Annotated in this window: 16 protein-coding genes; 7 read left to right on the top strand and 9 right to left on the bottom strand. The window is 63.8% G+C overall.

Annotated elements, in window-relative coordinates; translation table 11 throughout:
- Positions 1-7: 7 nt before the first annotated feature.
- Positions 8-286 carry a DUF4212 domain-containing protein gene (locus CW354_RS06625; RefSeq protein WP_104829251.1) on the bottom strand — a complete coding sequence of 93 codons (279 nt, stop codon included), beginning with the start codon at positions 284-286 and terminating at the stop codon, positions 8-10.
- A 101-nt stretch (positions 287-387) separates the two neighbouring features.
- On the opposite strand from CW354_RS06625, the gene CW354_RS06630 reads away from it, so the two are divergent.
- A complete protein-coding gene (locus CW354_RS06630; protein WP_104829252.1) occupies positions 388-1,629 on the top strand; it encodes a multidrug effflux MFS transporter in 1,242 nt (413 codons plus the stop codon).
- Complete coding sequence (gene rimM, locus CW354_RS06635) at positions 1,626-2,243, top strand: ribosome maturation factor RimM (RefSeq protein WP_104829253.1); 618 nt, start codon at positions 1,626-1,628, stop codon at positions 2,241-2,243. Before CW354_RS06630 ends, rimM begins: the two co-directional genes overlap by 4 nt.
- Positions 2,244-2,407: 164 nt before the next feature.
- On the opposite strand, the gene CW354_RS06640 is transcribed toward rimM, so the two are convergent.
- On the bottom strand, positions 2,408-3,298 hold the full coding sequence (locus CW354_RS06640; RefSeq protein ID WP_104829254.1) for a LysR substrate-binding domain-containing protein: 891 nt from the start codon (positions 3,296-3,298) through the stop codon (positions 2,408-2,410).
- A gap of 161 nt (positions 3,299-3,459) precedes the next feature.
- Here CW354_RS06640 and CW354_RS06645 point away from each other — a divergent pair, with 161 nt between their 5' ends.
- From CW354_RS06645 to rplS, 3 genes are read left to right on the top strand one after another with little or no spacing between them, the layout of a single operon-like run.
- Positions 3,460-4,140, top strand: coding sequence for an FMN-dependent NADH-azoreductase (locus tag CW354_RS06645; protein ID WP_104830021.1), 681 nt, complete (start codon positions 3,460-3,462; stop codon positions 4,138-4,140).
- Positions 4,141-4,177: 37 nt separating this feature from the next.
- On the top strand, positions 4,178-4,906 hold the full coding sequence (trmD, locus tag CW354_RS06650; RefSeq protein ID WP_104829255.1) for a tRNA (guanosine(37)-N1)-methyltransferase TrmD: 729 nt from the start codon (positions 4,178-4,180) through the stop codon (positions 4,904-4,906).
- Positions 4,903-5,274 (top strand): 50S ribosomal protein L19, encoded by a 372-nt coding sequence (gene rplS, locus CW354_RS06655; RefSeq protein ID WP_104829256.1) that lies wholly within the window; start codon positions 4,903-4,905, stop codon positions 5,272-5,274. Before trmD ends, rplS begins: the two co-directional genes overlap by 4 nt.
- 63 nt (positions 5,275-5,337) lie before the next feature.
- Here rplS and CW354_RS06660 read toward each other — a convergent pair whose 3' ends face one another.
- Positions 5,338-5,748: a hypothetical protein gene (locus CW354_RS06660; RefSeq protein WP_423793526.1), complete on the bottom strand. Its 411-nt coding sequence runs from the start codon at positions 5,746-5,748 to the stop codon at positions 5,338-5,340.
- A gap of 335 nt (positions 5,749-6,083) precedes the next feature.
- Between CW354_RS06660 and CW354_RS06665 the strand changes: the two genes are divergently transcribed.
- The gene (locus tag CW354_RS06665; protein ID WP_165793561.1) at positions 6,084-6,620 is read left to right on the top strand and encodes an SRPBCC family protein; all 537 of its coding nucleotides are present in this window, start codon (positions 6,084-6,086) and stop codon (positions 6,618-6,620) included.
- A gap of 13 nt (positions 6,621-6,633) precedes the next feature.
- Here the strand turns inward: CW354_RS06665 and CW354_RS06670 are convergent, their stop codons facing one another.
- The 4 genes from CW354_RS06670 to CW354_RS06685 form a co-directional block, all read right to left on the bottom strand.
- Positions 6,634-8,055: a M20/M25/M40 family metallo-hydrolase gene (locus CW354_RS06670; protein WP_104829258.1), complete on the bottom strand. Its 1,422-nt coding sequence runs from the start codon at positions 8,053-8,055 to the stop codon at positions 6,634-6,636.
- A gap of 73 nt (positions 8,056-8,128) precedes the next feature.
- A complete protein-coding gene (locus tag CW354_RS06675; protein WP_104830023.1) occupies positions 8,129-8,560 on the bottom strand; it encodes an SET domain-containing protein in 432 nt (143 codons plus the stop codon).
- A 213-nt stretch (positions 8,561-8,773) separates the two neighbouring features.
- A complete protein-coding gene (locus CW354_RS06680) occupies positions 8,774-9,310 on the bottom strand; it encodes a GNAT family N-acetyltransferase (protein WP_104829259.1) in 537 nt (178 codons plus the stop codon).
- Positions 9,307-10,446, bottom strand: a complete 1,140-nt coding sequence (locus CW354_RS06685; RefSeq protein ID WP_104829260.1) for a glycosyltransferase family 4 protein — start codon at positions 10,444-10,446, stop codon at positions 9,307-9,309. The genes CW354_RS06680 and CW354_RS06685 overlap by 4 nt, the downstream gene beginning before the upstream one ends.
- Positions 10,447-10,625: 179 nt before the next feature.
- Here CW354_RS06685 and CW354_RS06690 point away from each other — a divergent pair, with 179 nt between their 5' ends.
- Positions 10,626-10,994, top strand: a complete 369-nt coding sequence (locus CW354_RS06690; protein ID WP_104829261.1) for a hypothetical protein — start codon at positions 10,626-10,628, stop codon at positions 10,992-10,994.
- 47 nt (positions 10,995-11,041) lie between these two features.
- Here CW354_RS06690 and mdh read toward each other — a convergent pair whose 3' ends face one another.
- Positions 11,042-12,004, bottom strand: coding sequence for a malate dehydrogenase (gene mdh / locus CW354_RS06695; RefSeq protein ID WP_104829262.1), 963 nt, complete (start codon positions 12,002-12,004; stop codon positions 11,042-11,044).
- Between the two features lie 135 nt (positions 12,005-12,139).
- The gene (locus CW354_RS06700) at positions 12,140-13,414 is read right to left on the bottom strand and encodes a serine hydrolase domain-containing protein (protein ID WP_104829263.1); all 1,275 of its coding nucleotides are present in this window, start codon (positions 13,412-13,414) and stop codon (positions 12,140-12,142) included.
- Positions 13,415-13,418: the final 4 nt, after the last annotated feature.

The raw sequence follows: 13,418 nt of genomic DNA on the forward strand, positions 1-13,418 counted from the left end.
GCCCCGCCTAATCGTCGCTGACGCCGAGGCGCCTTTCGATGGCGCGCATGCGCGCCGCATAGACAAAGATCAAAATCACAAAGGTGATGATCGATCCCTGCTGCGCGAACCAGAAGCCGAGCTTGAACCCGCCGATGCGGATATGATTGAGCGCGTCTGCGAAAAGGATGCCCGCCCCGAAGGAAACCGCGAACCAGATCGCGAGCAGCGCGCATAAGAGCTTCACATTCTCGCGCCAATAGGCGGCGGCGCGGTCCTCCGCCCTGGCCGGATTATCGTTGTTCATGCCGTTTCCCTCCCGGTTGCGGGGAGCCTAATGGCGTTTCACGCGAAGTCCTAGCCTTTGCATTATTGCCAAACGCGCCGCGCCCGCGTACCCCCGGGCCCATGACCGAGCCCCTCCGTCCCGCCCCAAAGCTTCCTTTCTGGGAGCTTGTCGCCATCGTCGCCGCGGCGATGGCGTTGAACGCGCTCGCCGTCGACATGATGTTGCCGGCGTTGGGAATCATCGGCGACGAACTCGGCGCGGCCCATCCCAATGACCGCCAGCTCATCATCATCGTCTATGTCATCGCCAACGGCGTCGCGCAGCTTTTCTTCGGACCGATTGTCGACCGCTTCGGGCGCAAACGCGTTCTTCTGTGGTCGCTGGCCGCCTATACGGCAGGCTCGCTTTTGAGCGTCATCGCCTCGTCTTTCACACTGCTGCTCGCAGCACGCGCTTTTCAGGGGGTCGCCACCGCCGCCACGCGCGTCGCCGCAGTCGCTGTCGTGCGCGACCAGTGTTCAGGCCGGCGCATGGCGGAAGTGATGTCGCTCGCCATCACCATTTTCATGGCGGCGCCGATCCTGGCGCCCGGCATTGGCCAGCTCATTTTGTTCGCCGCGCCCTGGCGCTGGATTTTCATCGCGCTTCTCGTCTATGGCGCGCTCTTCGCCATCTGGGCGGCGCTGCGCCTGCCGGAAACCATGGCCCCGGAAGACAGAAAGCCGCTCCGGGCGGGCCCCATTGCAGCGTCTTACCTTCTCTTTGCACGCAACAAGATCTCCGTCGGCTATACATTGGCGGCGGCCTGCGTCTTCGGCGCCGTGTTCAGCTATATCAGCTCGGCCGAACAGGTATTCGTAGAAGTTTTCGGGCTTGGCGACGCCTTTGTGCTGGTCTTCGCCTTCATCGCCAGCTCTTTTGGGTTTTCGACGCTGATGAACTCGCGCATCGTGTCGCGTTTCGGCATGCGGCGCCTCTCCCACACCGCCTTGTTTGTCTTAATCGCCGCCAACGGCCTGCACCTTCTTCTCATTGCGACGGTCGGCGAATCCCTGCCCGTCTTCATCGCCTGCATGATGATCTCGTTCTTTTGCATAGGGCTTATCGGTCCCAACGCCACGGCGCTCGCCATGGAGCCCATGGGCCATAACGCGGGGGCCGCGGCGGCGCTTAACGGTTTCGCCGGCACCACTATCGCCGGCCTTCTCGGCGGGCTGATCGGCGGGCAATATAACGGCACGACGACGCCCATGATCATCGGCTTCGCCACGCTTGGCGTGGTCTCCCTGTCCATTGTGCTGTGGGTCGAGAACGGCAAACTCTTCGGCGTCGGCGAACCGGAACCGGAGCCGGCGGAATGAACGCGCCCAAAAGCGATAAAACGCACATCTGTCTCGGCGCGTTCGCAGGCGCGCACGGCGTCAAGGGCGACGCGAAGATCAAGACTTTCACCGAAACGCCGAAAGGGATCGCCGACTACGGTCCAGTGACAACCGAAGACGGCGCGCGGACCTTTACGCTGAGCATCGTGAAAGTGCTGAGCGACGGCTTCGTCATTGCGCGCGCGCCCGAGCTTAAAAGCCGCGAAGACGCGCAAGCGCTCAAGGCCGCGCGGCTTTACGTGGATCGCGCCGCCTTGCCGGCGCCCGACGAAGACGAGTTTTATCTCGACGATCTCGTCGGCCTTAAAGCCTTCGATGAAAACGGCGCGCCGCTGGGCGAGGTGCGCGCCGTCTATAATTTCGGCGCCGGCGATTTGCTGGAGCTTGGAGACATTCCCGACGTCAAAGGCGTGCGGCTCGTCCCCTTCACGAAAGAAGCGGTTCCGGCGGTCGACATTAACGCGGGCCGCGTCACCGTCTCCCGCGCGTTTCTCGACCTCGAGGACGAGCCGGTCCTCAAAAACGAGGACGGCCAACTCGTCTCAAACGATGTCGACGTGGACCTCGACGCCATGCGCCAGGAAGACAGCTAGGCGCGCGTGGCCGCCTGCGGCCGCCATTCCCCGCGTCCCAAGCGTGCGCCTCGTCGCTTTCACGCGCGACAACATTCCGGCCGTCGACCTCGAGGACGGCTCCATCACCGTCCGGCGCGCCGGCGCGTCGACCTTTCCGGAAATGACAATAACCCGCCGGCGCCCTAATCGGCCTTATTCAAATGCGCTTCCAGCCAGCGCATAAAGTCGCGAACGCGCTTCGCCTCAAGACGCTCCGGCAGGCATAGAGCGACATATTCCGCGCCGTCCAGCCGGACCTCCGGGCGAAAGGGCGCAAGCAGCCTTCGCGCCACCATGTCGCCGGCCAGCGCGGAACTCGCCAGCACCAGCCCCTGTCCGGCGATGGCGGCCTGAAGCGCGTAATATTCCTCGTCAAACGTCACGACGCGCAAGTCCGGCGCCGGCGCCGCCTCGCCCGCGGCGGCGAGCCAGCGCTCCCAGGAGACATGTTTCAAGACCGGCCGGCGCCAGCGCGTCGCCAGCAGCGGCGCGTCCTTGCAAGAACCAAACGTCTCAACCAGTCCGGGCGCGCCGTAAACGCCAAACGTTTCGCCCAGCAACGCAGCCGCATGAAGCTCCGGATACGGACCGTGTCCGTAGCGGATCGCAATGTCGACTTGCCGCTCCCGGCGCAAATCCACCGGCTCGGCGCCGGTGAGCAATTGCACGCTGATCTCCGGATGGCGCGCATAAAACGCCGGCAGATGCGGCGCGAGCCGCAGCGCGGCGAAGGCCGGCGTCGTCGTCACCGTGAGCGTGGCCTGCGCCGCCGCGATGCGCTCCAGCGCCTGCCTGATCTGCAACAGGCCGCTGCCGACGGCGGCCGCCAGCACCTCGCCGGATCGGGTCAGCGCGACCGCGCGCGGGCGGCGCGCAAACAACGCAATCCCCAGCGCCTCTTCGAGCCCGCGCACCTGATGCGACACCGCCGTCGGCGTCACCCCCAACTCCTCGGCGGCGGCCTTGAAGCTGCCGAGGCGCGCCGCCGCTTCAAACGTGCGCAGCGCCGACGGCGATGGCATTTTCCCGAACATAGTCATTTTATAGATGAATTTTACTCATCTATCGATGATTATTTATCCTTTGTAATTCCTTGATTTAAATCACATTTCTCAGTCATCGCCAGATGAAAGGCGACTTTTCGCAACATCGCACAGAGCCGGGCGCCGCCCCGGCCGATGAAAGGAGCCGCGACATGCCCACGCTTTTGAGACTGGACGCCAGCGCCAACACATCATCGTCCCTGACCCGCGCCCTCGCCGACCGCTTTGTCGACGAATGGCGCGCCTTGCGGCCTGACGACCGACTCATCCGCCGGGACGTCGGCGCAACGCCCCCGCCGGCGCTTTCGGAAGCGTTCCTCGCCGCGGCGTTCGAAAAGGGCGAGCGCAGCGCGGATCAACACGCCGTGCTGAAACTGTCGGACGAATTGATCGGCGAGCTCGAAGCCGCCGACGTCATCGTCATCGCGACGCCGATGTATAATTACGGCATGCCCGCCGCCCTGAAGGCCTGGTTCGATCAGGTGATCCGCATCAACAAGACGTTTTCGTTCGACCTCGCCCGCGGCGACCGGCCGCTCGAACCCATCTTGAACGGCAAAACGCTGGCGGTATTGACGTCGAGCGGCGAATTCGGCTTCGCGCCGGGCGGGCTCAACGAAAGCGCCGGCCATCTGGTGCCGCATATCCGGACCTGCGCCAAATATCTCGGCGCGGATCACATCCGCCATGTCGGCATCGAATATCAGGAGTTCGGCGACGCGCGCCACCGCGCATCCAAGGAAGCCGCTTTCGCGGCGATCCCGGACCTCGTTGCAGAACTCTCCTCGCGCGCACCCGATGACGACCGCGCAGAACCGGCGTTCGCCTCCTAGCTTGCGCAGCCCCGCCCCCCGTGCCATCTGACCGGCCATCATGTGGCAGGCCACCGTCCTCACTCTCTATCCGGAGCTGTTTCCGGGGCCTTTGGGCGCCTCCATCCTCGGACGGAGCGCGGGCGAGGGCCTGTGGGGGCTCGATACGGTCAATATCCGGGATTTTTCCGACAATAAGTACGGCTCGGTGGACGCGCCGCCCGCCGGCGGCGGCGCCGGGCTCGTCATGCGGGCCGACATCCTCGCCGCCGCCATCGATTCCGTTCCCCGAAACGACCGGCCGATCCTGTGCCTTTCGCCCCGGGGGAAACCCTTCACCCAGGCCCGCGCGAGGGAGCTTTCCCACGGACCCGGCCTCATAGCGCTATGCGGCCGGTTCGAGGGGGTCGACGAACGGATTTTCGAGGCCCGGGACGTCGAGGAAGTCTCGATCGGGGATTTCGTCCTCGCCGGCGGAGAAATCGCCGCCATGGCCCTGATCGAGGCTTGCGTCCGGCTCATTCCGGGGGTATTGGGCTCGGCTTCCTCCCTCGGGGAGGAAAGCTTTGAGGGCGGGCTGTTGGAATATCCCCAATATGCGCGCCCGCGCGAATTCGAGGGCCGGGCCATCCCGGACGTGCTGCTCTCAGGCGATCACCAGAAAATCGCCGAGTGGCGGCGCAAAAAAGCGGAAGAAATAACGCGGACGCGACGACCGGACCTCGCCGAGAGGTTTTCATCCGACGGTCCTATCCGGCGCGGCAAGAACAAGGAACCGAAGCGATGAACATCATCGAAGAACTCGAAAAAGAACACATGGCCGAGCTCGGCAAGGACGTGCCGGAATTCGCCGCGGGCGACACCGTGCGCGTCAACGTCAAAGTGCGCGAAGGCGAGCGCGAACGCATCCAGGCCTTTGAAGGCGTGTGCATCGCCAAGAACGGCGGCGGCCTTCAGGAAAGCTTCACCGTGCGCAAAATCTCCTTCGGCGAAGGCGTCGAGCGGGTCTTCCCGGTCTATTCGCCGTTGGTCGACTCCATCGACGTCGTGCGCCGCGGCAAGGTGCGCCGCGCCAAGCTTTATTACCTGCGCGAGCGCCGCGGCAAGTCGGCCCGGATCACCGAAAAGGTCGATCGCCGCGCCAAGAACGCGTAAGCCTCAACAGACAAGACCGATAAACCAGCGCGGGCGGGACCTAAATCCCGCCCGCGCTTTCGTTTATTCGGTGTCCAGACGGTATTTCAGGAAAACGGCCCCGTCATACTCCGTCTCGCCTACAAATGCGGCGCCGAGCCGGTTAAGCCCGCCGAGCTGCTTGCGCGACGGCGGCAGCAGGAACGTCACATAGGGAATGCGTTTATCGGCGATGGCAAAGCCGATCGCCTTTCTGACAATGCGCGCGCCAAGCCCGAAACACTCAGGCTTCAACACCAAGCCGAAATCCCATTCATCGCCTTCCTTCTGAAATCCGCCCCATCCGGCATAGGCGCCGTCGCTGAGAAACGCCCAGTGGCCGAGGCCGTCGCGGCGCCAGCGCTCTTCCTTGGCGGCGACGAATTCATCACAGACGCGCCGGTCCCAGCCGCCCGTCAGGAGCGGCATGTGCCGGGCGACGCGGGGGTCGGACATATGCGCGATAATCTCGCCGGGCGCGATGTCAGTCAGACGCGCAAAGGCGATCTCGGGGTCGGTATGGGGCGTCACCAGCGCATCCTCCGGGATTTGAGCGGCAAGGCTTTACCACCCGGGGCGCGGGCGCCGTAAGCCCCGGCCCGCGTCTCCGCCATCACATGATAACGGATCGCTTTCACATTTTATCGAGCGGACAGGCGGGCGCCTGCGCTCTTAAGGAGCAAGCCCTTCATCTTTTTCGGAAATTCCCGGCGCCCCGCGCCCCGCGCGGAAAACGGTGACTCTTGCGCATGCCGCTGTTACCCTTTTCTCACGCGCATCAGGGGGAAACGATGGCGGGGAGCTTTTTCAAAAACGTCGCATCGTTGCTGATCGCGCTGTTTGCGCTCGGCTATGTCCTGCCCGACCGCGCCCATGTGGAGCGCGACGTCGTCATCGATGCGCCGCCGGAAAAAATCTTCGCGCTCATCAGCGATCTTAAAAGCTGGAAGGAGTGGGCGCCCCTCTCCAGCATCGCTCCGCAGGCGGATGATCATCTGAACGGCGCCGGCCAGGCATTCGAAATTCAAAGCGCGCACCTCCTGCCGGCGCGCTTCACCCAGGAAATCGTCGCCGCCGCCGAACCGGCGCGGCTCGTCACCCGCACCCGTCTCGCCGGCCTCGGCGAAACGGACAGCGCCTTCACCCTGCTCCCCGATGAGGACGGCGCGGTGCGCGTCGTCTGGTCGCTCGATTCCAACTTGCGCGACCATGCGCCGTTTTTGCTGAAACCGTTCTGGACCTATGCGAGCTATTTCGCCGAGCCGGCGCTGGGGCCCGCCTCGGAGCGAAGCCTCGCCAAGCTGAAGCGCGTCGCCGAGGCGGGATAAAAGCGCGAGACCGCTATTCCTCTTGCGCAACCGGCAGACGGCCGAAATCGCCGTCCATCTCCGAGGCCAGATAGATGAACGCCGCCCAGGCCGCCACATTCTGGCGCAGCGCCGCCGGGTCGACCTTGTCGAGCGTGTCATCGGGCGTGTGATGGAGATCGAAATAATCGGTTCCGTCCTGCACGAGCCCCGCCACCGGCACGCCGAGCCCGCGAATGGCGCCGATATCGGCGCCGCCATGCGCATGATTGTCGCCCGGAATGATCGCAAGACGGCGCAGCGCCTTTTCAATCACTTCCGCCTTGGGCAGCGCCGCTTCGGCGACGCCGGTGTCGAAACGCCAGACGGGCCCGGCGCCGAAATCGGATTCCGCCGCGATAATGTGCTTGTCGATTTCATCCTTGTGGGCTTCGGCGTAAGCCGCGCCGCCGTAAACGCCGACTTCTTCGGCGCCCCACATGACGACGCGGATGGTGCGCGTCGGCTTGCCCCGGAGATCGCCGACAAGTTTCGCCGCCGCCGTCGTGATGGCGATGCCGGCGCCGTCGTCGATGGCCCCGGTGCCGAGATCCCAACTGTCGAGATGCCCGCCGACGACGATGAGCTCGTCGGTCTTGCCGGGAATTTCGCCGATGACATTGCCCGATGTAACGCTTTCCGCCGTTTTCACCTGGAGATCGAGACGCACCGTGACCGGCCCTTCCGCGCGATTGACGGCGCGGGCGAGCTGGTCGGCGTCAGGATTGGAAAGCGCCGCGGTTGGAACCGCCGTCGGCGCGCCGCCGCGCGTCGCGCCGCCCGTATGGGGATTGCGATGCGAGTCGGTGCCGGCGGAGCGGATCAGCGCCGCGACGGCGCCGCGCTTGCCGGCTTCGACCGCCGCCTGGCTGCGCTTTTGAACGGCGGTTCCGTAGCCAGAGCCGTTCTGGGTGCGCGCCATGGGCTCGTCGACGAAAACGATCTTGCCTTCAAGGCCGGTTTCCGGCGCGGCCTGCAGCTCGGGCAGCGTGCGGAAGCGCACGACCTCGCCCGTCAGTCCGCCTTCCGGCGTAGCGATGGAATTGCCGAGCGCCGTCACGATAAGCGGTTGGGGAAAAGGCGAGACGATTTCCGCTTCTTCTTTCACCCGCTCCCAGTAAGGCATCTCGTAAGTCTCGATGCGCACATTTTTAAAGCCGAGCTGTTTCAACTTCGCCGCGCCCCAGTCGCGGGCGCGCGCCTCGGCCTCGGACCCCGCAAGGCGCGGGCCCACTTCGGTGGTGACGCTTTCAAGGACTTCCCAGGCGACATCGTCCTCGAGCCCGGCGTCGATCAGCCGGTCGACGGTTTGCGCTTGCCGCTCCGTCAGGGACGGCGCGTCCTCGGCTATGGCGATGTTCGCGCAACACAAAACAAGTCCGGCTGCCGACAGGACGGCGGCATGGCGTTTCAACATGGAAGACCCCTCTTTCGGTTTTGCTGGGAATGATCAGCGTTGGAGAGAGAAGGTCAACCTCAACCGCCTGCGGCTACTGGTCCGCAAATCCGTTCGCCAGCGCCTTCGTCTTCGCAAAAGCTGCAACCATGGAGGGCAAAAGCGCAAATTCCGGATCGAATTCGGAATAATTGCACAAAAACTCCTCACCAGCCGCAATATCGCGAATCGCATAGCCTTCGACGACTTTCGTAAAATCCGTATTCGGCGAAAGCGTATGGTTCATGAACCGGCCATTGTCGATTTCGATGACCAGCATGTCGGGCCGGTCATGCGCCGGATAGGCGTATTTCATCAGGAAGTCCTGCATGGTTGCGGATTGTTCGCTGAGCCAGCGAGCCGGGACGAGCCGATCGAAGTCAGGCTCGTAACGCCAGATCAGGGTTCCCTTTTTAACAGGTTCGCTTGCAAACACGCCAACGCCTTCGACGTCGCTCGGGGCGACGTAAGTCGGAACAAGCATCATTTCCCGGATAGTCTCCAAGCCGGACAAAGGGGACGGCAGCCCCCGCGCGCCCATGCGCGCAGACTTTAGATTCGGCCGCATTCGCGGCCGGCGCGCCCGCGCACTGACTTTGCCTTTGTCGCAATCGCGACCGGGGCGAACGGCTCGACGGCGATGAAATCAAATCGTCAATTTCCGGAGGATTTCAAGTGGAATTTTTGGGCGCGCTGAAAATCATCCGAAGCGGGCGAGCCACGCCGCGCGGTCCGCCGCCCAGATGTCGAGGCTCATGTCCCACAGCTCGAACGTCTCCGCGGTTTTTTGTTCGCCAATCTTCTTCGCGACAGCCTGGCTGTTGGCGTTGGCCGGGGCGATGCACGAAATGATGCGGGGAAGGTCCGGGAACTGATCAAACGTCCATTTAATCGCCCCGACCGCGGCTTCCGGCGCATAACCCTGCCCCCAATGGGACCGCGCAATGCTCCAGCCGCATTCCAGCCCGGGCCAGCCTTCGGGCATCCACGGCCCGACGCGCCCGACCCAGGCGCCGGTCGCTTTTTCCTCGACGGAAAACCAGCCATAGCCGCGAATATCCCAATGGCCGAGATAGGAGGCGAATTGCCGCCACAAATCATGCCGCGATTGCGCCCCGCCCGTGGGGCTGAGCGTCGCTGCAACGGCCGGGTCGAGCATCATCTGGATGTGGGCTTCGCAGTCTTCCGGCGCGAGCGGGCGCAGACGAAGCCGTTCGGTGTCGATGCGGATGGTCATGCCCGCGTTCCTTTCAGTCTTTCGGCGATGGCTTCGACGCGCCTTGCATTGCCGGCCCAGGTGAAGTCGCGGCGGATAAGCGTCTCGCGCGCCGCAGCCCCAAGCCTTTGCCGCAGGGCGCCGCTTTGCGCAAGCGCGGCGAGCGCGGTTTCAAAGCCGCCTTCGGGAAACAGCAAGGCGTCCTCGCCATGGGTTAAGACTTCGCGGATATTGGCCTGATCCGGCGCGAGGACGGCGCGCCCCTGCGCCATATATTCGAAGAGCTTCAAGGGCGAGGCGTAATCGGTGACGGCGGGCTGTAGCGCAATGTCAAAGGCGGCGAGATGAGCCGGCATTTCCTCGCGCTGGACGACGCCGGCGAAATGAACGCGCGCGCTGACGCCCAGTTCCGAAGCGAGCCTTTCAAGATCGGGGCGCGCCGGGCCGTCGCCGACAATCAGCAGCGCTACATCCTCGCGTCCCGTTTCAACCAGAAAGCGCACGGCGCGATCGAGCCCGTGCCAGTCGCGCACGAAGCCCGCAAAACCGAGCACGGTTTGCTCTTCAAGGCCGTAGCGGGCGCGCACAAGCGCGCCCGCCGCCGGCTTCAGAAACGCCTCTTCGACGCCGTTGTGGATGACGTCGATGCGGGGCTCGGGAACGCCCGCCGCGGCGAGCCGGGCCGCCAGGACGCCGCTGACGGGGAGCGCCATGTCGGCGGCGCGCCAGATCGCGGCCTCGCTTTTGCGGGCGAAATTTTTAAGCGCTAAATGTCCGTGCGCGGCGCGCTCTTCGGCGAGCGGCGCATTCACTTCGAGAATCATCGGCAGGCCGAGCCGGCGCTTCGCCCAAACGCCGGCGTGAAAGAAAAGATTGTAGCGCTCGTAAAGAATATCCGGACGCGACGCTTTCGCTGTTTTCATCAGCCGCAGAAAGGCCGGAAAAGAGTATCCGTACTCGGCGCATTCATAGAGCGGTCCCGGCAGGAGCGCTTTCAAACCGCGCTCGTCTTTGGCGTCGAGCGGCTTTTCATTCGCGCCGTCCGGGCCCGCCATAACAACATCATGGCCGCTCGCGGCGAGCGCATCCGTCAGCGCCCGGATGTGAACCTGCTGGCCGTCGGCGGCGCGGGTGCGGTGCGAATAAAGAAACTTCATTTTCGCTTTTTAGACCGATGCGCCGCCGCTGCGCTACGCCTTTAAAGCGAATAGCCGGCGCAGCGCGCACGCGAAAGGCGTCGCCCGCGCATTAAACCGGCCGCACAGACCGCAAGTCAGCTTGCAGGCAAGGAAGACGAGTCCCATCATGGAACATGTGGCAGGTATGGAGTTTAGAAATGCGGGCATCAGCTTTTCTTGCAGGCGCGCTTGCGGGCGCCGCGGTTGCCGCCGGCGCGACGGGCGCCATGGCGCAGCCGGGACCGAAATTGTTGACCACCAGCAGCAAGGCCGAACGCGCCTCGATGACGCCGGGCCTCAGCTTTGAATCGGTCGAAGGCGTCAATCTCATCAAGGGGCGCGCGCATGAAACCCCGGCGCAAGACGCGCTCATGGGCGACGAGCCCGCCCCGACGAAATGCGACGTCACCGTCAAGCTCGATGCGCCCTGGCGGCGCATTCGCCATCTCAGGACGCAAGGGTTCTATTCCGGCAAGGGCTATGCCTCGCGGCCTTATACGCAAGGCTTTTACAGCACCGGCCGATAAAAAAGGGCGCCCGAGGGCGCCCTTTTCAAAACCGAAAGCAGTCTTTCCTAGCCGAGGCTCGGATCGAGCTTGACGCACGCTTCCATCAGCTCCTTCACGGCCGCAACGGAATTGTCGAACATTTCTTTTTCATCGGGGTTGAATTTCACCTCGACGATGCGCTCGCAGCCATCGGCGCCGAGCACGATCGGCACGCCCACATAAAGGTCTTTAAGACCGTACTGGCCGGACAGTTTCGCCGCACACGGAACAACCAGCTTTTTGTCCTTGATATAGCTTTCCGCCATCTGGATCGCCGACGCCGCCGGCGCGTAATAGGCCGAGCCGGTTTTCAAAAGCCCGACGATTTCGCCGCCGCCCTTGCGGGTGCGCTCGACAATGGCGTCAATCTTGTCCTGGCTGGTCCAGCCCATCTCCACAAGATCGGGCAGCGGGATGCCGGCGACCGTCGAATAGCGCACCAGCGGCACCATGGTGTCACCATGGCCGCCAAGCACGAAAGCGGTGACGCTTTCCACGGAGACATCGAATTCTTCGGCGAGGAAATAGCGGAAACGCGCCGAGTCGAGAATGCCGGCCATGCCGAGCACCTTGTTCTCAGGCAGGCCCGAAAATTTCTGCAGCGCCCAGACCATGGCGTCGAGCGGGTTGGTGATGCAAATGACGAGCGCGTTCGGGGCGTGCGCCTTGATGCCCTCGCCCACGGATTTCATCACCTTGAGGTTGATGCCGAGAAGGTCGTCGCGGCTCATGCCGGGCTTCCTGGCGACGCCCGCCGTGACGATGCAGACATCGGCGCCGGCGATATCCTTGTAATCCTGCGTGCCTTTCAGGCGGCTGTCATAGCCGTCAATGGGCGAGCTTTCGGCGATGTCGAGCCCTTTGCCCTCGGGGATCCCCTCGGCGATGTCAAACAGGACGACATCGCCGAGCTCTTTCTGGGCGGCGATATGGGCGAGCGTGCCGCCGATCATGCCGGCGCCGATGAGGGCGATTTTCTTGCGGGCCATGTGAATTTCTCCTTCGCGGACAGTATGGATTGAATTCGTCGCGCGAGGGTCTAGCGCACTGCCGGCCGGTTTTGAAGGCGGCGCAAGCGCCCATCTCCGCATTTACGCCGCCTGTTTTTCAGGAAAAAGGCGAGATCAAGCCTGGCGGCGGCGGAACAGGACCATGCCGCCCGCAAAACCGGCGAGAAGGCCCGCCGCGCCGGCGAGCGCCGCCTTTTGCAGGGTCTCCGTCGCCTCGATCGCCACGGTCAGATTGCCCACCTTGCCGGTGTCCCAGAACACCCACTCGCCGGCGATCTCGGAGGCGAGAAGCGCATTGCCGCTCTCGAGCAGGACAACGCCGTCCTTCGAGGAGGGATTGAAACGGGCCGCCGTATTGATCGCCGGATCGTTGTTGCCGTCATGGCCGGCGACAAAATCGCCGGACCCGTCCGGCGCATAGAGAATGACGCCAAGCCCCCAGGACGGCGCGCCGTAAAGATAGGCCTCGGGCGCGCGCATCATGGCGAGGGTTTCCGGCGTTAATACGCCGCGGCCCGCCGGCGCGCCGTCGCTTCCTTCGAAATGCGCCAGAAGGAAGCGCGCCATGTCATGGACGGTCGTATAGAAGCCTGCCGCCGAGGGCGCGGAAAAAGCGTAGCGAGTCGCGAATGTTCCATCGACATCATAGATTTCCGCGACATGGGGGTAGGTCTCGTCATAAACGAAGGTCGAGTCGTTCATGCCGAGAGGCGCCAGCACCGCCTCTTGCATATAGTCTTCAAAAGACCGTCCCGAGACCTCCTCGATGATGAGCTGCAGGAGCGCATAACCGCCGCCGGAATAGGCCCACGCCTCGCCCGGCTCGGCGCCGACTTTCACGACGCCGGAAGCACCCGGCGACGCGTCGCTTGCCTTGGTCAGCGAGTCTTCAAGCGACTGCACCGGCTCGCCCGGGGCGAAGCCGCCATAGCCGAGACCGTCGGTCAGTCCCGCCATATGGCTCAGAAGACGCCGCACGGTCACGCCGTCATTGTCATAGTCGCTTTCCGGCAGCGACCAGCGCGTGAGGTAAGTGGAAACCGGCGCGTCGAGATCGACCGCGCCGCGCTCCACCAGCGTCATGACGCCGACAGCGGTGATCCATTTCGAGAGAGACGCGACCTGGAATTGACTGTCCTGATTAACCGCTTCGCCGACGGAGAAGAAATGCATGCCCCGGATTTCGCCGCCGTCGATCAGCACGAAAGCAGCGTTTCCATTGGCTTTTTCGTCAATGCGTTCCGCGGCGGCGCTGAAAAAACCCGCCCAGTCGCCGCGCGGGGCAAGCGGCGCGCGCGTCCATCCGTAAAGGGCGTCGCCGACCGCAAGCCCCAGCGCAACAGCGCCTGCAACGATCCCAAGAAAGATCGAGAGCAAAACACGTCTCATAAGG

The organism is Hyphococcus luteus (genome assembly GCF_002943565.1).
Classification (GTDB): Bacteria; Pseudomonadota; Alphaproteobacteria; order Caulobacterales; family Parvularculaceae; genus Hyphococcus; species Hyphococcus luteus.